The organism is Chelativorans sp. ZYF759 (assembly GCF_012911015.1).
GTDB lineage: Bacteria > Pseudomonadota > Alphaproteobacteria > Rhizobiales > Rhizobiaceae > ZYF759.
Genome location: NZ_WVVV01000003.1, coordinates 62697 through 88586 on the forward strand (window position 1 = coordinate 62697; position 25890 = coordinate 88586).

The 25890-nt window shown below is 64.1% G+C and carries 27 protein-coding genes; 18 read left to right on the forward strand and 9 right to left on the reverse strand.

What is annotated here, in order from left to right:
* Window positions 1-367: 367 nt before the first annotated feature.
* The 11 genes from coxB to rnhA all read left to right on the forward strand — a co-directional run bounded on the left by coxB (window position 368) and on the right by rnhA (window position 9543).
* Complete coding sequence (coxB, locus tag GRZ55_RS06465; RefSeq protein ID WP_169286096.1) at window positions 368-1249, forward strand: cytochrome c oxidase subunit II; 882 nt, start codon at window positions 368-370, stop codon at window positions 1247-1249.
* A gap of 40 nt (window positions 1250-1289) precedes the next feature.
* Window positions 1290-2939, forward strand: coding sequence for a cytochrome c oxidase subunit I (ctaD, locus tag GRZ55_RS06470; RefSeq protein ID WP_169286097.1), 1650 nt, complete (start codon window positions 1290-1292; stop codon window positions 2937-2939).
* Between the two features lie 83 nt (window positions 2940-3022).
* Window positions 3023-3967, forward strand: coding sequence for a heme o synthase (locus GRZ55_RS06475; protein WP_169286098.1), 945 nt, complete (start codon window positions 3023-3025; stop codon window positions 3965-3967).
* 1 nt (window position 3968) lies between these two features.
* Window positions 3969-4124 (forward strand): hypothetical protein, encoded by a 156-nt coding sequence (locus tag GRZ55_RS06480; protein WP_169286099.1) that lies wholly within the window; start codon window positions 3969-3971, stop codon window positions 4122-4124.
* Window positions 4125-4132: 8 nt separating this feature from the next.
* Window positions 4133-4747 carry a cytochrome c oxidase assembly protein gene (locus GRZ55_RS06485; protein ID WP_169286100.1) on the forward strand — a complete coding sequence of 205 codons (615 nt, stop codon included), beginning with the start codon at window positions 4133-4135 and terminating at the stop codon, window positions 4745-4747.
* 2 nt (window positions 4748-4749) lie between these two features.
* Window positions 4750-5628: a cytochrome c oxidase subunit 3 gene (locus GRZ55_RS06490; protein WP_169286101.1), complete on the forward strand. Its 879-nt coding sequence runs from the start codon at window positions 4750-4752 to the stop codon at window positions 5626-5628.
* A 106-nt stretch (window positions 5629-5734) separates the two neighbouring features.
* Window positions 5735-6118: a DUF983 domain-containing protein gene (locus GRZ55_RS06495; RefSeq protein WP_169286102.1), complete on the forward strand. Its 384-nt coding sequence runs from the start codon at window positions 5735-5737 to the stop codon at window positions 6116-6118.
* A complete protein-coding gene (locus GRZ55_RS06500; RefSeq protein ID WP_169286103.1) occupies window positions 6118-6876 on the forward strand; it encodes an SURF1 family protein in 759 nt (252 codons plus the stop codon). The genes GRZ55_RS06495 and GRZ55_RS06500 overlap by 1 nt, the downstream gene beginning before the upstream one ends.
* A 198-nt stretch (window positions 6877-7074) precedes the next feature.
* Window positions 7075-8103: a 4-hydroxy-3-methylbut-2-enyl diphosphate reductase gene (ispH, locus tag GRZ55_RS06505; RefSeq protein WP_169286353.1), complete on the forward strand. Its 1029-nt coding sequence runs from the start codon at window positions 7075-7077 to the stop codon at window positions 8101-8103.
* Between the two features lie 10 nt (window positions 8104-8113).
* The gene (locus GRZ55_RS06510) at window positions 8114-9091 is read left to right on the forward strand and encodes a homoserine kinase (protein ID WP_169286104.1); all 978 of its coding nucleotides are present in this window, start codon (window positions 8114-8116) and stop codon (window positions 9089-9091) included.
* Window positions 9088-9543, forward strand: coding sequence for a ribonuclease HI (gene rnhA / locus GRZ55_RS06515; protein ID WP_169286105.1), 456 nt, complete (start codon window positions 9088-9090; stop codon window positions 9541-9543). Before GRZ55_RS06510 ends, rnhA begins: the two co-directional genes overlap by 4 nt.
* Here rnhA and GRZ55_RS06520 read toward each other — a convergent pair whose 3' ends face one another.
* Window positions 9544-10029, reverse strand: coding sequence for a peroxiredoxin (locus GRZ55_RS06520; RefSeq protein WP_169286106.1), 486 nt, complete (start codon window positions 10027-10029; stop codon window positions 9544-9546).
* Window positions 10030-10103: 74 nt separating this feature from the next.
* Window positions 10104-10889, reverse strand: coding sequence for a protein-disulfide reductase DsbD domain-containing protein (locus tag GRZ55_RS06525; protein WP_169286107.1), 786 nt, complete (start codon window positions 10887-10889; stop codon window positions 10104-10106).
* Between the two features lie 159 nt (window positions 10890-11048).
* Between GRZ55_RS06525 and GRZ55_RS06530 the strand changes: the two genes are divergently transcribed.
* Complete coding sequence (locus tag GRZ55_RS06530; protein WP_169286108.1) at window positions 11049-11648, forward strand: YqgE/AlgH family protein; 600 nt, start codon at window positions 11049-11051, stop codon at window positions 11646-11648.
* Here GRZ55_RS06530 and GRZ55_RS06535 read toward each other — a convergent pair.
* From GRZ55_RS06535 to thrC, 4 genes are read right to left on the reverse strand one after another with little or no spacing between them, the layout of a single operon-like run.
* Window positions 11639-14494 carry an EAL domain-containing protein gene (locus GRZ55_RS06535; RefSeq protein ID WP_246734583.1) on the reverse strand — a complete coding sequence of 952 codons (2856 nt, stop codon included), beginning with the start codon at window positions 14492-14494 and terminating at the stop codon, window positions 11639-11641. The two genes, GRZ55_RS06530 and GRZ55_RS06535, sit on opposite strands and share 10 nt — an antisense overlap.
* 37 nt (window positions 14495-14531) lie before the next feature.
* Complete coding sequence (locus tag GRZ55_RS06540) at window positions 14532-15125, reverse strand: GNAT family N-acetyltransferase (RefSeq protein WP_169286110.1); 594 nt, start codon at window positions 15123-15125, stop codon at window positions 14532-14534.
* Window positions 15126-15130: 5 nt separating this feature from the next.
* Window positions 15131-16423 (reverse strand): pitrilysin family protein, encoded by a 1293-nt coding sequence (locus tag GRZ55_RS06545; protein ID WP_169286111.1) that lies wholly within the window; start codon window positions 16421-16423, stop codon window positions 15131-15133.
* Window positions 16424-17842, reverse strand: coding sequence for a threonine synthase (thrC, locus tag GRZ55_RS06550; RefSeq protein WP_169286112.1), 1419 nt, complete (start codon window positions 17840-17842; stop codon window positions 16424-16426).
* Between the two features lie 119 nt (window positions 17843-17961).
* Between thrC and GRZ55_RS06555 the strand changes: the two genes are divergently transcribed.
* Window positions 17962-18531, forward strand: coding sequence for a hypothetical protein (locus GRZ55_RS06555; protein WP_169286113.1), 570 nt, complete (start codon window positions 17962-17964; stop codon window positions 18529-18531).
* Between the two features lie 13 nt (window positions 18532-18544).
* On the opposite strand, the gene GRZ55_RS06560 is transcribed toward GRZ55_RS06555, so the two are convergent.
* On the reverse strand, window positions 18545-19234 hold the full coding sequence (locus GRZ55_RS06560; RefSeq protein ID WP_169286114.1) for an HAD family phosphatase: 690 nt from the start codon (window positions 19232-19234) through the stop codon (window positions 18545-18547).
* Between the two features lie 141 nt (window positions 19235-19375).
* Between GRZ55_RS06560 and GRZ55_RS06565 the strand changes: the two genes are divergently transcribed.
* The 3 genes from GRZ55_RS06565 (at window position 19376) to GRZ55_RS06575 (ending at window position 22682) form a co-directional block, all read left to right on the forward strand.
* On the forward strand, window positions 19376-20506 hold the full coding sequence (locus tag GRZ55_RS06565; protein WP_169286115.1) for a site-specific DNA-methyltransferase: 1131 nt from the start codon (window positions 19376-19378) through the stop codon (window positions 20504-20506).
* A 108-nt stretch (window positions 20507-20614) separates the two neighbouring features.
* Entirely contained in the window at window positions 20615-21019 is a 405-nt protein-coding gene (locus GRZ55_RS06570; protein WP_169286116.1) for a YciI family protein, read from the forward strand.
* Window positions 21020-21191: 172 nt separating this feature from the next.
* Window positions 21192-22682: a peroxidase family protein gene (locus tag GRZ55_RS06575; RefSeq protein ID WP_169286117.1), complete on the forward strand. Its 1491-nt coding sequence runs from the start codon at window positions 21192-21194 to the stop codon at window positions 22680-22682.
* Between the two features lie 40 nt (window positions 22683-22722).
* Here GRZ55_RS06575 and GRZ55_RS06580 read toward each other — a convergent pair whose 3' ends face one another.
* Complete coding sequence (locus GRZ55_RS06580; RefSeq protein WP_169286118.1) at window positions 22723-23337, reverse strand: HAD family phosphatase; 615 nt, start codon at window positions 23335-23337, stop codon at window positions 22723-22725.
* A complete protein-coding gene (gene mutY, locus GRZ55_RS06585; RefSeq protein WP_169286119.1) occupies window positions 23334-24461 on the reverse strand; it encodes an A/G-specific adenine glycosylase in 1128 nt (375 codons plus the stop codon). Before mutY ends, GRZ55_RS06580 begins: the two co-directional genes overlap by 4 nt.
* Before the next feature lie 47 nt (window positions 24462-24508).
* Between mutY and GRZ55_RS06590 the strand changes: the two genes are divergently transcribed.
* Complete coding sequence (locus tag GRZ55_RS06590) at window positions 24509-25006, forward strand: DUF721 domain-containing protein (RefSeq protein ID WP_169286120.1); 498 nt, start codon at window positions 24509-24511, stop codon at window positions 25004-25006.
* Window positions 25007-25148: 142 nt separating this feature from the next.
* Window positions 25149-25841: a DsbA family protein gene (locus GRZ55_RS06595; RefSeq protein WP_169286121.1), complete on the forward strand. Its 693-nt coding sequence runs from the start codon at window positions 25149-25151 to the stop codon at window positions 25839-25841.
* Window positions 25842-25890 lie beyond the last annotated feature (49 nt).

Genomic DNA, 25890 nt, shown 5'->3' on the forward strand with positions numbered 1-25890 from the left:
GCGATGATCGGCAATGAGCGGCGAAACGGCGTCTGCATGTGTTTTTTCCTTGCGAATCACGAGAATGTACCGTGACAGGCGCGACGCGAAAAGCCGCAGGCTGCGGCCAGGTGTATCGGGGCGTTGCGGCCGCGTCTCCGATTGATCGGCAGTCCCCAGCCCATTCGACGCCGAGTTGAGCCAAAACAAGGCACGGACGGGCAAGTACCGCAACTCGCGCGCAAAAATGCCGCACATCTGTGATCATGGCTTCCTTGCGGTCCCGATAAGAGTATGGTTTGAACGCCCGAAGGCGAGGATGAGTCCGTGCGCCATCCGGCGCCTATTCGCCATTCGCCAAGGATCGACCCGGGAGAGTAAGAGGGTGATGAGAAAGATTACAGCGAGCCTAGCCGCCCTTGGCGCGTTGGTCCCGATGGGATTTGCACATGCTCAGACGCCTGGCGGCCAACCGATGCCGTGGCAGATGGGTCTTCCCCAGCCGGCAACCGCCATCATGCAGGAACTGCGCTGGTTCGAGCAGTTCACGCTGTGGTTCATCATTCCGATCACGCTGCTTGTGCTGTTTCTTCTGGCCTGGTGCATGGTCCGCTATCGTGCGAGCGCCAATCCGGTGCCGTCGCGCACCAGCCACAACACCACGATCGAGGTCATCTGGACCGTGGCGCCCGTGGTCGTGCTGCTGATGATCGCGGTGCCTTCCTTCCAGCTGCTGACCTCGCAGTACACGCCGCCGGATGAGCCGGAGATCACCATCAAGGCAACCGGCCTGCAGTGGTTCTGGGAATACGAGTACCAGGATGCGGAAGAAAACGTGTCCTTTGCCTCGCTGATGCTGCGCGACGGCGATCGCGCCGCCCAGAACAAGGAAGACCGCGCGCTCTATCCGCGGCTCCTGGCCGTGGACAACGAGGTCGTCGTGCCGGTGAACACCACCGTGCGCGTGCTCGTGACGGCAGCCGACGTGATCCATGCCTGGAAGATCCCGGCCTTCGGCATCATGAGCGACGCCGTTCCGGGCCGCATCAACGAAACCTGGTTCCGCGCCGAGCGCGAGGGCATCTTCTACGGGATGTGCTCCGAGCTCTGCGGGATGGACCATGCCTTCATGCCGATCGCGGTACGCGTGGTCTCGCAGGAACTCTACAACGATTGGCTCGTCGCCGCCGCGACGGACGTGCCGGGCGCCAACCAGGCGCTGCGTGCAGCGATCTACGCGGAAAGCTCCGTCGCCCAGGCGGCGGACTGATCAAGAGACGGTAACGAGTTAAGGACAACGGAGCGGGAATATGGCAGGCGCGGCAGCTCACGCCCATGACGATCACAAGCCGACTGGCTGGACGCGGTGGGTCTATTCGACAAACCACAAGGATATCGGCACTCTCTACCTGATCTTCGCGATCACGGCCGGCATCCTGGGTGGCCTTCTCTCGGTCGCCATGCGCTACGAGCTGGCGGAGCCCGAGATCCGTCTTTTCCATGGCCTTGCGGCGATGGTCTATGGCTTCGAGGGCGACGCCGCCATCGACGGCGGCAAGCACATGTACAATGTGTTCACGACCGCCCACGGCCTCATCATGATCTTCTTCATGGTCATGCCCGCCCTGATCGGCGGCTTCGCGAACTGGATGATCCCGATCATGATCGGCGCGCCTGACATGGCGTTCCCGCGCATGAACAACATCTCGTTCTGGCTGCTGCCGCCGGCTTTCCTCCTGCTTCTGATGTCCATGTTCGTCCCCGGCGCGCCCGGCATGTACGGTGTGGGAACGGGCTGGACGATCTATCCGCCGCTATCGACCAGCGGCAGCCCCGGGCCGGCAATGGATCTCGCGATCCTGGCCCTGCACATCGCGGGTGCCTCGTCGATCCTCGGCGCGATCAACTTCATCACCACCATCTTCAACATGCGCGCTCCGGGCATGACGCTGCACAAGATGCCGCTCTTTGCCTGGTCGGTGCTGATCACCGCCTTCCTGCTGCTTCTGGCGCTGCCGGTTCTGGCGGGCGGCATCACCATGCTGCTGACGGACCGCAATTTCGGCACGACCTTCTTCGATCCGGCCGGCGGCGGCGACCCGATCCTGTTCCAGCACCTGTTCTGGTTCTTCGGTCATCCCGAGGTGTACATCCTGATCCTGCCCGCTTTCGGCATCGTCAGCCACATCGTGGCGACCTTCTCGAGAAAGCCGGTCTTCGGCTATCTCGGCATGGCCTATGCCATGGTGGCGATCGGCGCGGTCGGCTTCGTCGTGTGGGCACACCACATGTACACGACCGGCCTGTCGCTCAACACGCAGCGCTACTTCGTCTTTGCGACCATGGTGATCGCGGTGCCGACCGGCATCAAGATCTTCTCCTGGATCGCGACGATGTGGGGCGGGTCGATCCAGATGCGTACGCCGATGATGTGGGCCATCGCCTTCATCTTCCTGTTCACCGTGGGCGGCGTGACGGGCGTGCAGCTCGCCAATGCCGGTCTCGACCGCTACATGCACGACACCTACTACGTCGTGGCGCACTTCCACTACGTCCTGTCGATGGGCGCGGTGTTCGGCATCTTCGCGGCCTGGTACTACTGGTTCCCCAAGATGACGGGCTACATGTACAACTCGCTCATCGCGCGCATCCATTTCTGGCTGACCTTCATCGGCGTGAACGTGCTGTTCTTCCCCCAGCACTTCCTGGGTCTCGCCGGCATGCCCCGTCGCTATGTCGACTATCCGGATGCGTTCGCGGGCTGGAACATGGTGTCGTCCTACGGCTCCTACCTGGCCGCCATCGGCACGCTGGTCTTCCTCTACGGCGTCTTCGAGGCCTTCGCCAAGAAGCGCGAGGCCGGGGCCAATCCGTGGGGCGAGGGTGCAACGACGCTGGAATGGCAGCTGCCTTCCCCGCCGCCCTTCCACCAGTGGGAGCAGCTGCCCAAGGTCAAGTAAGACCTGCAGCGGCTTCGCGTATCAAAGGTCGCCGCGCATGACGCGGCGGCCTTCAAAACAAGAAGAGTTGGAAAAGACCGAAAATGGCGTTGGTCGATAAACACGTGTTTGACGAGCCGGGCTTCCATGTATCGGAAGCCACGCCCGCGGACTATTTCGCGCTGCTCAAGCCGCGGGTGATGTCGCTCGTCATCTTCACCGCCTTCGTCGGCATGGTCACCGCACCTGTCGCGCTCAACCCGTTCCAGGTCGTGATCGCCGTCCTGGCCATCGCGGTCGGCGCCGGCGCCTCGGGCGCGCTCAACATGTGGTACGACGCCGATATCGATCGCGTCATGAGCCGCACGGCTGGCCGCCCGGTTGCCACGGGACGCATCCAGCCAGGCGAGGCGCTGGTCTTCGGCATCGTGCTGTCGGCATTCTCGGTCGTCACCCTCGGCCTCCTGGCCAACTGGCTGTCGGCGGCGCTGCTAGCCTTCACGATCTTCTTCTACGCGGTCGTCTACACGATGTGGCTGAAGCGCTCGACGCCGCAGAACATCGTCATCGGCGGGGCCGCTGGCGCCTTTCCGCCGATCATCGGCTGGGCCGCGGCAACGGGATCGGTGGCGATCGAGCCGCTGATCATGTTCCTGATCATCTTCCTGTGGACGCCGCCTCATTTCTGGGCGCTCGCGCTGTTCAAGTCGGACGATTACGGCCGGGTTGGCGTTCCGATGATGCCCAATGTGGCGGGCCACGCCTCGACGCGCCGCCAGATATTTGCCTACACAGCCGTCGTGGCGTTGGTCGGCATCCTGCCATGGGTGATCGGGCAGGCCAGCATCGTCTACGGCGTTGTCGCCGCGCTGCTCGGTCTTGGCTTCGTGCGCTCTGCCTGGAAGGTGCTGCGCATGGCCGACGACGACGTCGTGATGCGGCCGGCCAAGGCGCTGTTTGCCTATTCGCTGCTTTATCTCTTCGCGATCTTCGCCGCACTTCTCGTCGACAGCGGCGTCGCGCGGTTGGTGGGGGCTCTGGGAGCCTGATATGGAACAAGAATACGTCGTACTGACCGAAGCACAGAAGAAGGCGCAGCGCAGCCGCTCGATGGGCATTGCGCTGGTGCTGGTGGCCCTCGTCGTCATCTTCTACGTGGCGACGATCACCGTCTTCGGACCCGAGATCCTCAGCCGGCCGATGTGAGGGAGATCATGACGACCACACCAGCGACGGACGACAGGAAGAAGCGTTCCAACCTGATGGTGGCCGGCGCCTGCACGGCCTTCTTTGCCGGAATGCTGGGCGTGGCCTTTGCGGCCGTGCCGCTCTACGAGCTGTTCTGCCAGGTCACGGGATATGGCGGCACCACGCAGCGCGTGGAGCAATATTCGAGCACGATCCTCGACAAGGACGTGCGGGTGCGCTTCGATTCCAACGTCCGCGGCCTCGCCTGGGATTTCAAGCCGCAACAGCGCTCCGTGACGCTGAAGATCGGCGAGACGACGCAGGTGCACTATTCCGCCGTCAACAGGGGCATGACTGCCACGACGGGGACGGCGACCTTCAACGTCGTGCCCGAGCAGGCCGGCGCCTATTTCATGAAGATGGAATGTTTCTGTTTCACCGAGACCGAGCTTCAGCCCGGCGAGGAAATGGACATGCCCGTCGTCTTCTACGTGGATCCGGCCATCGTCGAGATCGGTGACATCGGAACCATCACTCTTTCCTACACATTCTTCCCCACCGTGGAGGGCAATCGTCCGCTCGCCGCGCGTGGGACCAGCCAGGATGCGGCGCCGGCTGCCGCGTCGGAAATCGGGGGTTGAACATGGCCGAAGCGCACGCAAAGAACCACGACTATCATATCATCGACCCCAGCCCCTGGCCGTTCTTCGGCTCGGTTGGCGCTCTTCTCATGGCGATCGGCGGCGTCGGCTGGATGCAGGGCCTGAACGGCAACAGCTTCGCCATACTCGGCATCAACCTGGCCAATCCATGGCTGTTCCTGATCGGCCTGGCCGTCGTGCTCTACACGATGTTCGGCTGGTGGGCGGACACCATCAAGGAAGCCCATGAGGGCCATCACACGCGCGTGGTCTCGCTGCATCTGCGCTACGGCATGATCATGTTCATCGCCTCGGAGGTGATGTTCTTCGCGGCGTGGTTCTGGGCATTCTTCGATGCGAGCCTGTTTCCGCACGAGGCCGCGCAGGTCTCTCGCGTGGCCTACACAGGCGGTATCTGGCCTCCGGAAGGCATCCAGGTTCTCGATCCCTGGCACCTGCCGCTCTACAACACGATCATCCTGCTGCTGTCGGGCACCACGGTGACCTGGGCGCACCACGCGCTGCTTCACGACGACCGCAAGGGCCTCGTCTGGGGTCTGGCGCTGACGGTTGCGCTGGCCATCCTCTTCACCTGCGTGCAGGCCTACGAGTACATGGTCGCTCCCTTCAGCTTTTCCGGCTCGATCTACGGCGCAACCTTCTTCATGGCGACGGGCTTCCACGGCTTCCACGTCATCATCGGCATGATCTTCCTGCTGGTGTGCCTGCTGCGCGCGATGGCCGGTCACTTCACGCCCAAGCAGCATTTCGGTTTCGAGGCCGCTGCCTGGTACTGGCACTTCGTCGACGTGGTGTGGCTGTTCCTCTTCGCCACCATCTATGTGTGGGCTTCCGTCGGGGCCGACATCTACCATCACTGACCGCCGGGGCTAGACACCTGGAACTTGGGGGGCGGCCATGGCGACATGGGCCGCCCCTTGCCTTTGGATTGCTCCAATCGAGGTTCATTTGCATCGGATGAATGCCATGCACGACCACCGCCCGCCTGCGCCGCAGGCCGACCCCTTTCGCGCCGGCCTGGCCGGGCGCTGCCCGCGCTGCGGCGAAGGCAAGCTCTTCGACGGATACCTGACACTCAGACCCGGCTGCGAGGCCTGCGGTCTGGACTACGGCTTCGCCGATTCGGGCGATGGGCCGGTCGCCTTCGTGATCCTTCTGATCGGCTTCGTCGTCGTGGGCCTGGCGCTCTGGGTGGAGGTAAATCTCGACCCGCCGCTCTGGGTGCATTTCAGCCTGTGGATTCCGCTCGTGCTGGTGCTTTCGCTTGGCGCACTGCGGCTGTTCAAGGGGCTGCTGATCGCCCTGCAGTACCGCAACAGCGCCGCGGAAGGGCGGCTGGACGACCGCTGATGACCGAGACGGCAGCCAGAAATCCGCGCATGACGCGCCGCGCGACCATCCTGATGGGCATCGCATGCCTTCTCACCCTGGCCGCCCTCCTGGCGCTGGGCACGTGGCAGGTCGAGCGGCTTGCCTGGAAAGAGGGTCTGCTCGCGACGATCGAGGAGAGGGTGGTTGCCGAACCGCGTCCGCTGACGGATATCGAGACGCGGTATGCCACCACGCGCGATGTCGAATACTGGCCGGTGACGCTCAGCGGCGTGTTCCACCACGAGGCCGAGCGCCATTATCTGGCGACGTGGCGCGGCCAGTCGGGCTTCCAGGTGCTGACGCCGCTGGAACTAGCCGACGGGCGTTTCATCTTCATCAATCGTGGGTTCGTGCCCTATGACCGAAAGGACGCCGCAAGGCGCGCCGAGGGGCAGGTCGAGGGTGTGGTGGAGATCGCGGGCCTGTCGCGCACGGCGCCGGAAGAAAAGCCATCCTTCATCGTGCCGGACAACGATCCCGCGAAGAACGTATTTTACTGGAAGGACATTCGGGAGATGACGCTCAGCGCCGGTCTGGACGACGAGACGGTGTTGCCGTTCTTCGTTGACGCGGGGGCGGCCGAGAATCCGGGGGGGCTGCCGATCGGCGGCGTGACGCGCATCGACCTGCCCAACAGCCATCTGCAATATGCGATGACCTGGTACGGTCTCGCATTGACGCTTGTGATCGTCATGGCCGCCTGGGCCTGGCGCAACCGCTTTCCCAGGCGTCCTTGAACGAAATCGTCAGGCAAGACCCAGGAAAGACAGGATTGCAACGATAACGACGATCAGTCCGATGATGTAGATAATGGAATGCATGAGACCCTTCTCCAGTCAGGTGATTGCATGGGTCAATAACCACTGGCGCGCTGGACGGTTCCAAAGCGACTGCAACCCTTGACAGGAGGCGGCGTGCGACGCCATCTGCGACCCATGTCCGAGAATGCAACGAATGGGGCCGAGAGCGGCCGACAGACGCTGACCATCAGGTTGTGCGGCCCGCGCGGCTTCTGCGCCGGCGTGGATCGCGCGATCCAGATCGTCGTCCTGGCGCTGAAGAAATACGGCGCGCCGGTCTATGTCCGGCATGAGATCGTCCACAATCGATATGTCGTGGAAGGACTGCAGGCCCGCGGCGCGATCTTCATCGAGGAACTGCACGAGATCCCCGCCGAGCACAGGCAGTGTCCGGTCGTCTTTTCCGCCCATGGGGTGCCCAAGGCCGTGCCGGCCGATGCAGAGGCGCGCAATCTCTTCTACCTCGATGCGACCTGTCCGCTGGTCTCCAAGGTCCACAAGCAGGCGATGCGCCACCAGCGGCTCGGCCGCCATGTGGTCCTGATCGGCCATGCCGGCCACCCCGAAGTCATCGGCACGATGGGGCAGTTGCCGGAAGGCTCGGTGTCGCTGGTGGAGACCGAAGAGGATGCCGCGCGCATGGAGCGGCCGGGCGAGGGGGAACTGGGCTTCGTGACCCAGACGACGCTGTCGGTCGATGACACGGCAGGCGTGATCCGTGCGCTGCAGGCGCGCTTTCCCGACATCATCGCGCCCTCGGCCGAGTCGATCTGCTATGCGACCACCAACCGCCAGGAGGCGGTCAAGCAGGCCGCTCCCGGCACGGATCTGTTCCTGATCGTCGGCGCGCCGAACTCGTCAAACTCCAAGCGACTTGTCGAAGTCGCGGTGCGGGCGGGGGCCGCCCGGTCGCTGCTCGTCCAGCGCGGCGAAGACATCCCCTGGGAGACGATCCCGCCCGGCGCGGTGATCGGGCTTTCGGCGGGAGCCTCGGCGCCTGAGATCATCGTCGAAGAGATCATCGAGGGCTTCCGCAAGCGTTTCGATACCGAACTCGAACTGGCCATCACCACGGAAGAGACGGAGAACTTCCCGGTGATGCGCGATCTTCGCGACGTCGAACTGACGAGCCAGGACATGGCGTTCCTCAACGGCTCGGCCTGAGGAGGGCCTTATGGCGGTCTATACGGATATTTCCGAGGAAGAGCTCGTCGCGTTCCTCGCGCATTACGACATCGGCGAACTCCTGTCATTCAAGGGTATCGCCGAAGGCGTCGAGAACACCAACTACATGCTCCACACGGCGCGCGGACCTTATTTCCTGACGCTCTACGAGAAGCGTGTCGACCGGGACGATCTTCCCTTCTTTCTGGGGCTGATGCGGCACCTTGCGGGTAGGGGCGTGCGTTGTCCGCAGCCCGTGGAGCGCGACGACGGTGCGGTGGTGGGCGAACTCGCCGGCCGGCCGGCGGCGATCGTGACCTATATCGAGGGCATGTGGCCGCGCCGCCCGAATGCCGAGCACTGCCGCGCGGTCGGCGTGGCGCTGGCGAAACTGCATCTGGCGGGTGCCGATTTCGGTATGGAGCGGGCCAACTCGCTGTCGGTCGATGATTGGCGCCCCCTGTGGAACAGGTCGCGAGACGGGGCCGAGCAAGTCGAGAAGGGCCTCGTCGGGGAAGCGGAAGGGGATCTCGCCCTGCTGGAGCGGAACTGGCCGTCGAACCTGCCGCGCGGGGTGATCCATGCCGATCTTTTCCCCGACAATGTGCTGTTCCTGGCCGGCAGGCCGGGTCTGATCGACTTCTATTTCGCCTGCACGGACTTCCTTGCCTACGATCTCGCCGTCTGCCTCAACGCCTGGTGTTTCGAGAAGGACCATTCCTTCAATCTCACCAAGGGCATGGCGCTCTTGAGGGGGTACGGGTCGGTGCGCCCCTTGTCGTCCGCGGAGGTCGCGGCATTGCCGGTTCTCGCGCATGGCGCCGCCATGCGCTTCATGCTGACAAGGCTCTATGACTGGATCAACACGCCCGCGGGCAGCCTGGTGGTGAAGAAGGACCCGATGGAATATCTGAGACGCATGCGCTTTCACCGCGGCATCGAATCCGCATCGGCCTACGGTCTGGACGAGCAGCGGGCGGACGCGTGAAATCAGTCGAGATATTCACCGACGGTGCCTGCTCCGGCAATCCCGGTCCCGGTGGCTGGGGCGCCATCCTGCGTCACAACGGCCGCGTCCGGGAATTGTCCGGCGGCGAGGCCCAGACCACCAACAACCGCATGGAGCTTCTGGCCGCGATCAATGCGCTCAACGCCTTGAAGGAACCCTGCGAGGTGCTGATCCACACCGACAGCAAATATGTCATGGACGGCATCAACAGCTGGATCCACGGCTGGAAGCGCCGCGGCTGGAAGACGGCCGACAAGAAACCCGTGAAGAACGTCGAACTCTGGCAGGCACTCGACGAGGCCAATCAGCGCCACAAGGTCAAGTGGCACTGGGTGAAGGGGCATGCCGGCCATGAGGAAAACGAGCGAGCCGACGAGCTCGCCCGTATGGCAATGGCACCGTTCAAGAAGAACGGCGGCGCCATCGCCTGATCAGAGCTGCTCGAGCATGGCGGCCGCGCCGCTATTGGTCGCCTTGCCGCGTTCCACCTCGATGTTGAGCGACTTCACGACGCCGTCGTCGACGAGGGCGGAGAAGCGCTGGCAGCGCTTGCCGAAATTCGCCACCGACAGGTCGATCGCCAGCCCGATGGCCTCGGAGAAAGCAGCATTGCCGTCGGCCAGGAAGAGGATGCGGTCCTCCGCGCCGAGAAAGCGCGCCCAGGCCTCCATCACGAACTGGTCGTTGACCGACAGGACGGCGATGCCGTCGACGCCCTTGCCGAGCAGTGCGTCGTAGTTCTCGATATAGCCCGGCAGGTGGTTGTTGCTGCAGGTGGGCGTGAAGGCGCCCGGCACACCGATCAGCACGATCTTCTTGCCCGCGAAGACCTCATCGGTTGTCATGTCCTTGACGCCATCCGCAGCGGGTACCTTGAAGGTCGCTGCCGGCAGCTTGTCGCCAACTCCAATCGTCATGTTAAGCCTTTCTGAAGGGGAGGAAAACGGGAGAGCGCTGACGTAGCGTGCGGCCGGCGGCAAGGCAAGCGCAGCTATTGCGGCAGGGCGAGGGTTCCCGTGACGGCGCCGACATCGGTCACGAGCGTGTAGGCGACCTCGGCCCGGGCAGGCGCGTGATCCGTGTCGGTGAAGGGCAACAGGAACAAGGCGCCGTCGTCGTCCGACCGTTCGGCGGTGCCGAACATATACGCTTCGGAACTGACGACGTGGAGGTCGATCAGTTTCGCGCCTTCGGGATATTCCGCCTCGATGACCATGCGGTCGCCACGCATGCCGACCAGGCGCGCGTGAAAGGTCTCGTCGGCCGCGCGCGGGAGGCTGTCGAAAGCCCGTGTCACCAATTCCTCCGCGGGCAGGCCGTCTGCTGCATCCCTGACCTCGAGACTTGCCTGCACGGGGATGCAGATGGTCTCGCACACGCCGAGAAACAGTTCGGCGGTGAAATTTGACGGTATCTCGCCATCCGGGAGCGGAAAGGACAGGGCAAGCGTCACCGGCCGGTCGTAGCCCACGAAGGGCGCGTAGCCGTCATCGATCAGCCTGGGGGCGGGAAAGCCGATCTCCGGCGTTTCGATCCCGGGGCCCGACGCCACCACCGAAGGCGGGATGCCGGAATCCCCCGGATCAGCCCAATAAGTCTTCCAGCCAGGTTTCAACACGATCTGCAGGGCGCCGCGCAGCACGCCGTCGGTTGCTTCGGCCTCCGTGACGAGACGGATCGAGCCGCCTTCGGTGTGAAGCCAGTCGCTGGCCTTGCCCGCGAAAGCAGGCGAGGCGCCCAGGAGAGCGAGGGTGACGAGCGTGGCGACTTTCAACATGGCGCGGACATTGGGCACTCGCCGCCACGCGCGCAAGAGCGCAGGCAGCGCCCGTCCTTCATATTCATGTGAGCCGCGTTCGAGGTCGCTTTCCGGCGTGTGCCGGGTCGCAACGGCTTTATCGCACGTGCGAAACGCGTTAGCCTCCCGAGGATGAGTATGAAGGACAATCTCCAGGGACCAGCCAGCGCGTTTCTCGACGGGCAGTTCCTGCTTGCCATGCCCGGCATGTCGGACGACCGGTTCGCGCGCTCGGTGATCTATGTATGTGCGCATTCGGAGGAAGGGGCGATGGGACTGATCATCAACCAGCCCCAGCAGCTGAGTTTTCCCGATCTCCTCGTCCAGCTCGGCATGATCGAGGAAGACGAGGCCATCCGGTTGCCCGACGAGACGCGCAAGATCGTCGTGCGGCACGGCGGGCCGGTCGACCGCAGCCGCGGCTTCGTGCTGCACAGCGGCGACTACATGGTCGAATCGTCCCTGGCCGTATCGGAGGGCGTCTGCCTTACCGCGACGGTCGACATCCTGCGCGCCATGTCCACCGGCAATGGTCCCCAGCGCGCGCTCATGGCGCTGGGCTATTCCGGCTGGGGGGCAGGGCAGCTCGAAAGCGAGATCGTCCAGAATGGCTGGCTGACCTGTCCGGCAAGCGCGGATATTCTCTTCGGCACCGACATCGAGCACACCTATGACCGCGTCCTCGCCTCGCTCGGCATCGATCCGGTTTTCCTGTCGAGCGATGCCGGTCACGCCTGAACGGCGCGCGACTGCTCCTTCAGGAGATCGATGACGACCGACCGGTCGACCGGCGGCCCGAACATGTAGCTCTGCACGAATTCGCAGCCCATCTCGCGCAGTTCCTCCGCATCGGCTTCCTCCGAGATGCCTTCGGCCACCACGGCCAGGCCGAGCCCGTGCGCCATGCTGACGATCGAGCGGAGCAGCACGGCCCGCTTCGGACTGGCGTCATCGAGAAAGCTGCGATCGATCTTGATCGTGTCGAAGGGAAAACGTGTCAGGTAGGCCAGCGAGGAATAGCCGGTTCCGAAATCGTCGAGCGACAAGCCGATGCCGAGCTTTCTCAACCGGGCGAGCACGTGAGCCGACTGCTCGGGATTGTCCATGATGAGCGATTCGGTCAGTTCGAGGCGGAAGCAGCGGGGATTGATGGCCGAGCGCGCGATGACGGAACGCACGTCGTTGACCAGATCGCGGCGCAGGAGCTGCCGGCTCGACAGGTTGACCGACACCGACAGCGGTACCTCGCCCACGGCGCGCTGCCAGGCGCTGAGGTCTTCGGCGGCCGTCTGCATGGCGAACAGGCCCAGCTGGTTGATGATGTCGCAGTTCTCCGCGATCGGGATGAACTCGGCCGGCGGCACGCTGCCACGGCGTGGATGATCCCAGCGCATGAGCGCTTCGAATCCGGCAATGGTCCGGTCTTCGAGGCGGACGATCGGTTGATAGGCAAGCTTGATTTCCCCGCGCTCCAGGGCACGACGGAGGTCGGATTCGATCTGGAGCCGGCTCGTGCCGGCCGAACGGAAGGCGGGCCTGAACGGCTCGGCCCGGTCGCCGCCATAGCGTTTGGCCTGTTGCATGGCGAGTTCGGCATCCTTGACCATGTCATCGGCGGCGGCATGCTGGCTGGTCCAGGAGACGATGCCGATCGAGGCCGTCAGCACCATCTCGCGCTTTGCGAAGCTGATCGGCGCGCTGATCGCGGCACGTATGGCATCCGCCATCTCGGCGATCCGCCCGGGCTCCTGCTCCGACAAGAGCATGAGGGCAAACTGATCGCCGGAAAAACGCGACAGCGTGTCGCGCGCGTCGAGCAGGCGGTGCAGCCGCCGCGCGATGGTCAGCAGGATCGTGTCGCCGGCCGAGATGCCCAGGCCATCATTGACCTGCTTGAACCGGTCGATGTCGATGACGAAGACCGACGGCCGCACATTCTGTTCGCTCTGGGCGAGTGCCATAACGGCGTCGAGGCGATTGAGAAAGAGCTCGCGATTGGGCAGGCCGGTCAGATTGTCATGCACGGCATCGTAGAGGAGGCGTTCTTCGCCCTTCTTCTGCTCGGTCGTGTCGACCAGCGTGCCGACGCAGCGCACCACCTCGCCGTCGGAGCCGATGACGGGGCGCGCGCGCAACGTGAACCAGTGATAGTGCCCATCGGCGCCGCGCATGCGGAATGTCTGCGCCACACGACCGCGACGATGCTCGAGGATCATGTCCAGCGTGGTCCGGAAAGTGTCGCGATCATCTGGATGGAGGGCAGGAAGCCAGTTGCGGGCCGCCGCATGGAGGCTTCCCTCGGACAGGCCGAGCTGGCGGCTGACATCGGGCCGGGTGACGATACGGTCGCGCGAGACGTCCCAGTCCCATACCGTGTCGCCCGACCCCGTCAGCGCGAGCGCCTGCCGCTCGACGTCGCTGAACAGACCCTGGTTCAGCGCTCCACCGGCGAAGGCGTGCTGCATCACGGTAAAGCCGATCATGAGCGTGATCAGGATGAGGCCGCCGCTGAGCGCGGGCTGGATGATGTCGTTGTCGAGCTGTCCCGTGACCGTGAGCCAGCAGCCGAACAGCCAGACCAGGATCATCAGCCAGCTCGGGATGAGCATGATCGCGCGATCGTAGCCCCGATAGGCGAAGTAGGTAATCAACCCCACGCCGACCACCGCGGTGGCGGCAAACGAGATCCGCGCCGTGCCGGCCGCGATCGAAGGATCGAAGGTGGCAAGCCCGGCGATGGCAGCCAGAGCCAGCACCCAGGCCAGCACGCCGTAGGAAAAGTGCATGTGCCAGCGGTTGAGGTTGAGATAGGCGAAGAGGAACACGAGCAGACTTGTGGCGAGCGCCACCTCCGTGCCCGCGCGCCACAATTGCTCGTTGCCGGGAGATATCTCCATCACCCGGTTGAGGAAGCCGAAATCGATCGAGACATAGGTGAGCACCGCCCAGGCGAAGGCGGCCGTCGCGGGGAACATGGCCGTGCCCTTGATGACGAAGAGGATCGTCAGGAACAGGGCCAGAAGGCCAGCGATGCCGATCACGATGCCCTGGTAGAGCGTGTAGGAATTGACCGTGTCCTTGTAGACGTCGGGATCCCACAGATAGATCTGCGGCAGGCGCGAGGACTGCATCTCGGCGACGAAGGTCACGATCGAGCCCGGATTGATGGTGAGCAGGAAGATGTCGGCGTCGTCGCTTGCCTGACGATCGAGCGCAAAGCCCTCGCTGGGCGTGATGGAAGCTATCCGTCCCGAGCCGAGGTCTGGCCAGAACATGCCCGAGCCCGCCATGCGGAAATGCGGGGCCACGATGAGCCGGTCGAATTGCTGGTCGGTGGTGTTGGCGATGGCGAAGACGGCCCAGTCGCCCGAAGAGCGTTCGTCCTGGGCCTCCACCTCGATGCGTCGAACGATCCCGTCGATGCCGGGCGCCGTGGAAACCTGGAAATTCGACCCCTGGTTGCGGTAGATCTCGATGACCCCGGAAAGGTCGAGCGCGGCATCGTCGCGCGTGATGCGGATCGGTTCGACGGCGAGCGCCGGCTGGCTGGAGAGGAAGAGGCTGAAGGCGATGAGGGCAAGCAGCCACCGCCAGAAATGAGGAATTGGTTTCGCCACGAAGTCAGCCTCGTTTCGCTTGCCGGTAATCGTCCGCGGTAATCGCGTAGAGAAAGTGATCCCGCCATGCTCCATTGATGCGCAGGTAGGACCGCAAGAGCCCTTCCCGCCGAAATCCGGCTTTTTCAAGCACGCGGATCGATCTTTCGTTGTCGGGGATACAGGCCGCCTCGATCCTGTTCAACCGCATGACATCGAAGCCGTGTTCGAGCAGCAGCCGGATCGCGGCACCCATATAGCCCTTGCCGGCATGTTGCTCACCCATCCAATAGCCGATCTGCGCCGACTGGGCGACGCCGCGGCGAATGTTTCCCATGGAAATGCCGCCGGTCAGCCGGCCGGTCTGGTTCTCGAAGATCAAAAGCGACATCGCCGCGCCTTGTGCATATTCGCGCCCGTAGCGCGACAGGCGCTGGCGCCAGGGCGCGCGCTCCAGTTCATCAAAAGCCCAGCTCGGCTCCCATGGCTCCAGAAAGGCGCGGCTCGCTCCGCGCAGACTGGCCCACTCGCGAAAGTCGCTCATGCGCGCCGCGCGAAGCGTGACGGCTTTCCCCTTCAGGACCGGCGGTGACGGGCCGAAGAGTGCCGAGAAGACCATCGCCGTCAGACGGCGAGTCTGTCGAGAGGCCGCAGCGAGCCCGTCAGCGTTTCGGAAATGGCTTCGTAGGGGGCAAGATTGGAGATCGGACCGACAGCCGTCACGGTCGGCTTACCGCTGAAGAGCCGGCCGGACAGATCGGTCAGCCGTTCCACGGTCAGTCCCGAAAGGCGGTCCATGAGTTCTTCCATCGGTATCGGCCGTCCGTAGAGCAGCAACTGCCGTGCGATCTGGGCGGCACGGCTCGACGGGCTCTCCAGCGACATGACAAGGGCGGCGCGATACTGGGCCCGCGCCCGGTCGAGTTCTTCCTGCTTGATGGACTCGCCGGCGCGCTGCAGTTCCGTCAACAGAACCGGGACCAGCTTGGGAATGTCGTCCTTGCCCGTGGCCGCGTGGATGCCGAACACGCCGGTATCCGAGAAGCCCCAGTGGAAGGCGTAGACCGAATAGCACAGGCCGCGTTTTTCACGGACTTCCTGGAACAGGCGCGAGGACATGCCTCCGCCCAGGATCATCGAGAGGACCTGCGAGGCGTAGAAGTCACGCGCATGATAGGCGCGGCCCTCGAACCCCAGCAGGATCTGCGTGTCCATGAGCTCGCGTTCTTCGCGGTAGTCGCCGCCGACATAATGGGCGTGGTCCGGCATCGGGCACACGGCCTTCGGGCGGAAGGTGCCGAGACGCTGCTCGACCTCGCGCACGAACTCGTCATGCCCGACCCCGCCGGCCGCCACCACCACCATGCGGTCGGCGCCGTAATGGCTCTGGAGATAATCCCTGAGCTGGACGCTGGTGAAGGACCGCACGGTTTCGGGCGTCCCGAGAACGGAACGGCCGAGCGTCTGATGGCGGAAGGCCGTCTCGCTGAAGCGGTCGAAGACCACGTCGTCGGGCGTGTCGTGAGCGGCGCCGATCTCCTGCAGGATGACATGCTGCTCGCGCTCGAGTTCGGCTGGTTCGAAACGCGAATCCGTCAGAATGTCCGCCAATATGTCGACGGCAAGCGGGAAATCGTTCTTCAGAACGCGCGCGTAGAAGGCGGTTGTCTCCACGCTGGTGGAGGCGTTGATCTCGCCGCCCACATTCTCAATCTCCGAGGCGATGGTCCAGGCGCTGCGCCGTCCGGTGCCCTTGAAGGCCATGTGCTCGAGGAGGTGGGCCATCCCGTGCTGGTCGGGTGCTTCGTCCCGAGAGCCGGATTTGATCCAGATACCCATTGCCACGGATTCGATGTGGGGAATGCTATCGGTTGCGACGGTCAGTCCGTTGGACAGCCGGCTTACCTCAACGACCATTTATTGACTACTCCCGATACTCTCCCGGGACGCCTTCGCCAGACGTCCGATGTGATCTTCCAACATTTTCTGGTCCGATGGAAGCGTGGCGAAACGTTCGGCACGCCCCATCAGATCCCCCAGCCATTCCGGCAATGCGGGCTGGTTGCCGCAGGCCTCCCGCACCGCATCGGGGAACTTCGCCGGATGCGCGGTGCCGAGCACCACGGTCGGGGTCGCGTCCCGTGGGCGCTGGCGCGCGACATACATGGCGGTCGCCGTATGGGGATCGAGAAGATAGCCGCATTGGGAGAGCATATGGGAAATGGTCGCCGCGGTTTCCCGCCGGTCCGCGCGGCCCGCGTCGAAGCCTTCGCGGATGGCCGCCAGCGTGGCGGCGTCGATGTTGAAGGCGCCCGACTGCGACAGCCCGTCCATCCACTGGCGCAGCTGGTCGGCGTTCCGGCCGTTGGACTCGTAGAGCAAGCGCTCGAAATTGGAGGATACCTGGATGTCCATCGACGGCGAGGTGGTGGCGACCACGCCGCGCGTCTCGTAGCGGCCGCTCTCCAGCGCCCGCGCCAGGATGTCGTTTTCATTGGTGGCGATCACCAGCCGCTCGATGGGCAGTCCCATCATCCGGGCGGCATGGCCCGCGAAGATGTCGCCGAAATTGCCCGTCGGCACGACGAAGGAGACGGGGCGGTCCGGCGCGCCGAGAGAAATCGCGGAGGAGAAGTAATAGACGATCTGGGCCATGATGCGGGCCCAGTTGATCGAATTGACCCCCGACAGAGCCACCCGGTCACGGAAGGCGTGGTGGTTGAACATGCCTTTGACCAGACGCTGGCAGTCGTCGAAATTGCCGTCGATCGCGATGGCGTGGACATTGGCTTCACGCGAGGTGGTCATCTGCCGCTGCTGGACCGGCGAAACGCGCCCGTGCGGAAACAGGATGAAGATGTCGCTGCGCGCGCGACCCGCGAAGGCCTCGATGGCCGCGCCGCCCGTGTCGCCGGAAGTCGCTCCCACGATGGTCGCGTGCTGCCCGCGTTCGGCCAGCACATGGTCCATCAGGCGCGCCAGGAGCTGCATGGCGACGTCCTTGAAGGCGAGGGTGGGCCCATGGAAGAGCTCGAGCACGAATTCGTTGTCACCCGTCTGCACCAGCGGGCAGACCGCATCGTGACGAAAGGTGGCGTAGGCTTCGCGAACGATGCGCTCGAAGGAGGCATCGTCGATCGCGCCGCCGACATAGGGGCGCAGCAAGGTGATGGCGAGTTCGGCATAGGGCAGGCCGCGCATGCGCCTGATCTCGTCGGCTTCGAAACGCGGCCATTCGGCGGGCACATAGAGGCCGCCATCACGCGCGAGGCCGGCCAGAAGCACATCCGCGAAACCGAGGTGCCCGCCTTCGCCGCGGGTGCTCACATAGTGCATGACGGACTGTCTCCGGAGCCGGGTCTGTTTCCGGCAGTTGAAAAACCGCAATCTGTCGGTCGCAATTTCATTGCGCGGTTGATATAGAACACCGGCATTGCATGAGGGAAGTGCGGTTCATGTCCTATTCTTATCGGGGTTTCAGGGGATCCACCCTGTTTGCGTTGGCCAGCATTGGCCTTGCCGTTTCCGCCTGCCAGTCCGGCAGTCCCCTGGGTGCGCTCGGCATGGGCAGCGAAACCACGGCGCAGGCGCAGCAGGATCTGGTCAATCCCGACGAACTGCGCGCCTTCTGCCCGCCCGTCGTGCTGCGCGAGAACGACGCCACCATCCGCAACTACGAACGCGGTGGCGACGGCGATGCCGCGCGGGTGGTCTATCAGGCCTCCGTCAGCGACATCTCGCGTTCCTGCCGCTATGACGGACAGACCGTGACCGCAACCGTCGCGTTGGCCGGCCGGGTCGTTCCCGGACCGCGTGGACAGACCGGACCGGTGACCCTGCCCATCCGGGTCGTGGCGATGCATGGCAGCAACGTCATCTATTCCCAGACGCATCAATATCAGGTGCAGGTGGCCGACACAGCCGGGGCGACGCAGTTTGTTTTCACCGATCCGAATGTGTCCTTCGTCCTTCCGCCCGATCGGGGCATACGCATCATAGCGGGCTTCGATCAGCCCTCGCGCTGATCGACCCCATACATCAGGCGTCCTCCGACCAGTCCGACAGAGCAGCCAGCACCGACTGCAAATCCGCCAGCCGGTGGATGACCGTCTCCGCGCCTGCTTCCGTCAGCGCATCGGCGTGGCCGGGCTGGCTGTGGCTGGCGCCGGTAAAGCCGATGACACGCATGCCGGCGGCCGTGGCGCCGGCGACGCCGTGGATCGAATCCTCGATCACGAAGCTGCGCTTCGGGTCGGCATTCATGGCGGCGGCCGCGTGGAGAAAGACGTCGGGATGCGGCTTGGGCAGGCGCGAGGGGGTTTCCACCGCCGAATAGATCGCATCGGCGAAAAGCGGCAGCAGGCCGGTGCGCCCCAACGTGAGGCGCAGGCGCTCGCCGCTCGAATTGGAACACACGCATTTCGGCGATCGGATCGAGGCGGCGGCTTCCGCCGCTCCCTCGATGGCGCGTACCTCGCGGGCAAGCTTCTGGTCGACCAGCTTCTCGGCCTGCGCAATGAGGCTCGCCTGCACGACCAGCCCCTGTTCCGCTTCGATCCGCAGCAGGATGTCCTTGAAGGTGAGACCGGCATAATCGCGCGCCAGATCCTCCGCCGTGATCTCGAAGCCTGCCTTGGCCAGTATCTCGGCTTCGGCGCGCGCGGCGATGATCTCGGAATCGACGAGCACGCCGTCGCAATCGAAAATGACGAGTTCGGGAGAAGGCATATCCATGTCCATCGGCTGGGGGCGGCCTGATAACCCGCATGCCGGCGAATGGCAAATGTGGCGGGATTTCATCAATTGTTTACGTCGATCGGTAACCATAACGGCAGGTAAACGAGTTCCTCTGTATTCGAGTATTCGCACATGACCGCCCTGCGTCTTTCCGACGATCATTCCCCCGCATTCTCCGCCGACTGGCTCGACACCATCATCAAGGGTGATTGCGTTGCCGCGCTCAACCGTCTTCCGGAAAAATCGGTGGACGTGGTCTTCGCCGATCCGCCCTACAATCTGCAGCTCGAAGGCGAGCTTCGCCGTCCCGACCAGTCGCGCGTCGACGCGGTCGACGACGCATGGGACCAGTTCGACAGCTTTGCCGCCTATGACGCCTTCACCCGCGCCTGGCTCCTGGCGGTTCGCCGCGTCCTGAAGCCGAACGGCACCATCTGGGTCATCGGCTCCTACCACAACATCTTCCGCGTCGGCGCGATCATGCAGGATCTGGGCTTCTGGGTTCTCAACGACGTGGTCTGGCGCAAGACCAACCCGATGCCGAATTTCCGCGGGCGCCGTTTCCAGAATGCGCACGAGACCATGATCTGGGCATCGCGCGACCGCGAAGCGAAGGGCTATGTCTTCAACTACGAATCCATGAAGGCGGCCAATGACGACGTGCAGATGCGTTCCGACTGGCTGTTTCCGATCTGCACCGGTGGTGAGAGGCTGAAGGACGAGAACGGGGACAAGGTTCATCCGACCCAGAAGCCGGAGGCCCTTCTTGCCCGGGTGATCCTTTCGAGCACAGAGCCGGGTGCGGTGGTGCTCGATCCCTTCTTCGGCTCCGGGACGACGGGAGCGGTGGCCAAGCGGCTCGGGCGCCATTTCGTCGGCGTCGAGCGCGACCAGACCTATATCGACGCGGCCACGAAACGCATTGCCAGGGTGAAGCCGCTCGATGGCAGCACCGTGATTCCGCTGCAGAGCAAGAGATCCGAACCACGCGTTCCCTTTGCGACCATTGTGGAGATGGGGCTGGTGAAGCCGGGCGCGGCGCTTTACGACGCGCGCCGGCGTTTTTCGGCGACGGTTCATGCCGACGGCACGGTCGCCGTCGCGGATGCGGCGGGCTCGATCCACCGCGTGGGGGCGCATGTCCAGGGCCTCGATGCCTGCAATGGCTGGACCTTCTGGCACTACGAGCGTGACGGCGGTCTCGACCCGATCGACGAACTCCGCCGCATCGCCCGTGTCAGCCTGGCCCGCGTCGGCGCATAGACAGGTTGGCTTGAACGGAATTGCGTCGGGTTTGTCGGCGCAGCCTTCCGTGCCCCGTCCTTTGCGCATCGGGCTTGCGAAGCCTCAAACCGCTCAAAGGAGATTACGATGCGTGTAATGGTTCTGGTCAAGGCTACAACCGACAGCGAGAAAGGCAACCTGCCCGACTCGGAACTGCTTGAGGCGATGGGCCGCTACAATGAGCAACTGGTCAAGGCCGGCATCATGCTGGCCGGCGAGGGCCTGAAGCCGACCGCGCAGGCAAAGCGCATCGCCTTCGACGGCGACAAGCGCACCGTCATCGACGGTCCCTTCGCCGAGACCAAGGAACTCGTCGCCGGCTACTGGCTGTGGCAGGTCAAGGACATGGACGAGGCCATCGAATGGGTGAAACGCTGCCCCAACCCGATGCCCGGACCGAGCGAGATCGAGATCAGGCCGATCTATGGCCCGGAGGATTTCGGGGAGGCGCTGACGCCGGAGGCCAGGCGGCTGCATGGGTATGACGCCTAGGGTGGGTTCCAGACCGCCATCATCGGACTGCCTGAGGCCGGGGAAACCCGGCCTTTTTCGTCTGCCGGGCGCCATCCTGGCGAACACAACTTTTTGGCTTATGGCCGAATGAAAAGCACGTTATAATTGCAAAAGATGCGGAGGAGCAACCTGAAGAAGAGGGGCAACCAAGATGACTGCGATGAATCACGGGCTGTCGCGGCTCGATCGACTTCTGTTTGAATGCCTGAACAACCACGCCTTGAATGAACCCGGCCTGCTTCCGCAAACCTTCGGCTATCTGCTTGGGCCCAACGAGATCACCGGCAACCTCTCGAAAGAGGCGATCGTGGACGGGTTTGACGCCCTGGTCGAAACGATGAGGACCACGGAACTGGTCGATGGCCCGGCCGATGCCGGCATGACTTTCTTGGGCCAGTTCATCGACCATGACGTGACGTTCGATGCCACCAGCGCGATCGGCTCCAAGATCGATCCCCGCTCGATCCGCAACATCCGCACACCCGGTCTGGACCTTGACTGCGTCTATGGCGACGGTCCCGGCGCGTCGCCTCATCTCTACTCGCGCGATCTCGAAGGTTTCATGCTGTTCGGGCGCGAGGACAGTCCCCACGACCTGCCGCGAAACTGCGAGGGCATCGCGCTGATCGGGGATCCGCGCAACGACGAAAACATCCTCATCAGCCAGGTGCACGGCGCCTTCATCGCGCTTCACAACATCCTGATGTCGCTTTTCAAGAACGACAGCGACAGCGCGCACGACATGAGCGATTGCGCGGCAATGAACGTGCGCTCGGAAGTCTGGCAGGAGGTCGTGCCGCCCAGGGCGCGTATATTCGAGACCGTCCGGCGGTTCATTCGCCTGCACTACCAGTGGCTGGTGCTGCACGACTTCCTGCCATCCTTCGTGGATCCCGGCGTCATCAAGGCGGTCCTCGACCGCGATCCGTTCGGCGATGGCGCGCCGATCATGCCGGCGGAGTTCTCGGTGGCGGCCTTCCGTTTCGGTCATTCCACCGTGCGGCCGAGCTATGACCTCTCAAAGGCAAAGTCGGGCGTCGACCTGTTCGACCGCGTCATGATCGGGGCAGGGTGGCGCGGACCCGAGATCGATATCGAGATGGGCCGCTTCTTTTCGGCCGGGGGCGCGCCAGCCCAGAAGGCCCTGCCCGTGGGACCGAAAATCGCGGCCACGCTTTTCGACCTGCCGGACCATGTCGTTAAGGACCCGCTGATGTGGGGCGAGCTCAAGATCAAAGTCGAGCGTGCCAAGAAGCTCGCTCTGCGCAACATCCTGCGCGACCGCACCGCCATCCGCATCGCGTCCGGCCAGCAGATGGCGCGCCACCTGCGTATTCCCGAACTGCCGACGCCTGAGGTCCTGAAGGACCACCACATCGACAAGACGCCACTCTGGTTCTACTGCCTTCAGGAAGCAGGCGAGAGCAGCAAGGGCCGCCTGACCGGTGTCGGTGGCGCCATTGTGGCTTCGGTGATCGTCAGGCTGCTCAAGCTCGATCGCGAAAGCGTGCTCAACACGCCCGATTTTGTCCCCTGGAGCGGCTTCGGCGAGAAATTCACCATGGGCGGGCTGATGCATTTCGTGGAGACGCATCGCGACACGATCCCCGAGCGCGCGAAACTCTACTGCAAGCGTCCCTGAGGACGGCGGCGGGGAGGCGGCCATGCCGCCTTCCCGTCGGTCAAGCGGTCGGCAGGCCCAACTCTCTCAAATCCGTCGCCAGCCGCTCCGCCCCTGTGAAATGGACCGCCTGCCAGCCCGCAGCTTTCGCGCCATCAACGTTCTTCGGACTGTCGTCGATGAAGAGCGTGGCGGCAGGCTCGAGCCCGAAGCTCTCGGCATGGAGTTCGTAGATGGCACGATCCGGCTTGAGCAGGCGGACCTCGCCGGACACGGTCACGCCGCGGGGGCGGTTCAGGAACGGGAACCGCGTCCTGGCTTCCGCAAAGGTGTCGGCGGCGAAATTGGTGAGCATGGTGACGTCGTGGCCATCGTCGATCAGCCGCTCGAGTATCGCCACGCTGTCTTCATAGGCGTGCGGAACCATCTCATGCCAGTTGGCGCGGAAGGCGCGGATCAGTTCCGCCTCTTCTGGATGGCGCTCGATGAGAAGCGCCTCGGCGTCGGCCCAGCTGCGGCCGCGATCCTGCTCGATGTTCCAGTCGCCGGTACAGACCGTGTCGAGGAACCATTTGCGCCGCGTTTCGTCCCCGATCAGCCGGCGGTAGGGGAGTTCCGGGTCGTAGTGGATCAGCACCTTGCCGATGTCGAAGACGATGTGGCGGATGTTGCTCATGATGTCCTTCCCGGTTTTGGCGATTTGCGCGTGATGCCGGGGCGGGCCGCCTCCAGCACCTTCTTCATGACGGTAGGCAGCGCTTCTCCCGGCAAGTCCGCGGGCGCCGACCACCAATAGCCCTCTGGCGCCGCTCCATCGATTGCGGCCTGGAATACGCTGAGCTGCAGCGAAAAATGCGTGAAGACGTGGCTGACGACGCCGCAGGGTTTCCAGTCGGCAGCAAAGGGAGCCGAGGACCTATCCGTCCCGCCGTCCTGGCGCGCCGTCCATGCGGTGGTCGGCACCTCGCTCATGCCGCCCAGAAGCCCGGTTTCGGGCCGCCTGCGCAACAGGACCGAGCCGTCGGGGGCGAGGGCCACGAAGGCCGCCCCCTTGCGCGCAGGCTTCTCCGCCTTGGGCGCCTTTTGCGGAAACCGTTCCGGGTCGCCCAGTCGCACCGCCACGCAGTTCTCGCGCACGGGGCACAGAACGCATCTGGGCCGTCGGGGCGTGCACAGCGTGGCACCCAGATCCATCGTCGCCTGCGCGAAATCGCCGGGCCGATCGGTCGGAACCAGCCTGGCAACGGCTGCACGGATCTCGGGCTTGGCGGCCGGCAGGGGCGTCTCGATGGCGTGAAGGCGGGTGAAGACGCGTTCGACATTGCCATCGACGACCGGGGCGGCTCGGTCGAAGGCGATGGCGGCGATCGCTGCCGCCGTATAGGGCCCGATGCCGGGCAGCGTGGCAAGGCCTGCTTCCGTGTCGGGAAAGCGTCCGCCATGCTCGCCTGCAACCGTATCGGCGCACTTCTTGAGATTGCGCGCGCGGGAATAATAACCCAGACCCGCCCAGGCTTTCATCACTTCCTCGGTCGGCGCCGCAGCCAGTGCTTCCACATCCGGCCACCGTTCGACAAAGCTGTGGTAGTAGCTCTTGACGGTGGCCACCGTGGTCTGCTGAAGCATGATCTCGGACAGCCAGACGCGGTAGGGATCCGGCTCGATGCCGTTCGCACGCGCCACCGGCGAAATGCGCCACGGAAGCTCGCGGTGGTGGCGATCGTACCAGGCGAGGAGCCGGGCGCTGACGGACGGGACGTGCGTTTCGCCGGAGGGGCTGTTAGGGTCGGGGTTCCGCATGGGCCTCTCGCCCGCCAAGTCGGGCCTTAATCATTCCGGAGCGTGTCATGGCAGCTAAGTGGTCGAGGGGCAATGCGGTCGCCGTGGGCGATCTTGCCACCGAGCTTCTTGATCCGCTCCTGCGCAAAAGGGCGGGCATGTCGATCGCGCTGCTGCAGTCCTGGGACGAGATCGTGGGCGAGCGGTTGTCCGATGTGTCGCGCCCCGAAAAGATCGCCTGGCCGAGGCGCGCCACCGAGGACGATCCGTTCGAGCCCGCCACACTGATCGTGGCCTGCGAGGGCGTGGCGGCAATGCGCATCCAGCACGAGACGGGCGAGATCATCTCGCGCGTGAACGCGTTCCTGGGCTTCGCTGCCATCGGGCGCATTCGGATCGTCCAGAAGCAGCTTGTCCGCCAGGAGAAACAGCCGCCGGCCCGCACGATCCCGCTCAGCGAGGGCGATGCGACGCGGATCGACAGGCTGGTGGAAGGGATCGAGGACGAGCGTCTCAGGGCATCGCTGGTGCGGCTGGGCCGGGCCATTGCCACGCGCAAACGTTGAATTGACGGGGTCCTGCTCCCACCTTTGTGAAGAATTTGCGCAGATTGGCCATTGGAGACCGGGATATGTTGCCGTATTTGGCCGCTAGTCTCGTTTCTCTATCCGATAAGCGCCAAGATCATACCGACAGCAGGTGATTCGCATGACCACACGACTTCCGCGCAGACAGTTGCTCACCGGGCTCTTCGCCATTCCCGCGCTCGCGGTGCTGGCTTCCTGCGGGGATTCGGGCGGCGGCCAGGCGAGTGCCACCACGCCGGCGGCATCGGGTCCCGTTCCCCCCTCGCGCGGAACGGTCGACATGAACCGCCTGCTGGAAGAGGGCGCATTGCCCGACAAGGTGCTGGGCCAGGAAGACGCGCCCGTCACCATCGTCGAATATCTGTCGATGACCTGCATCCACTGCGCCAATTTTCACAACAACACGCTGCCCACGATCAAGGAACGCTACATCGACACGGGCCAGGTGCGCCTGATCACCCGCGAGTTTCCGTTCGACCCGCGCGCGGAAGCCGGGGCGATGCTCGCCCGCTGCGCGGATACGCGCTATCACGCCATGGTCGATGTCCTGTTCCGCCAGTATCAGAACTGGGTGCAGGTCGATAATGCACGCGATGCACTGCTCCAGATCTCGCGCGTGGCCGGTTTTTCACAGGAGTCCTTCGAGGCCTGCTTGACCGACCAGCAGCTTTTGAATGATGTCAGGGCTGTAAGGACGCGCGGACAACAGGAATTCGGCGTCGACGCCACGCCGACTTTCTTCGTCAATGGCGACAAATATTCGGGGGCGCTGTCGGTTGACGATATGTCGGCCATCATCGAGAGCCATCTGTAGCGTCGCGCTCCGCGCTGCCGGGCGCGCTGGCGCCCGGCCGGCCAATGGT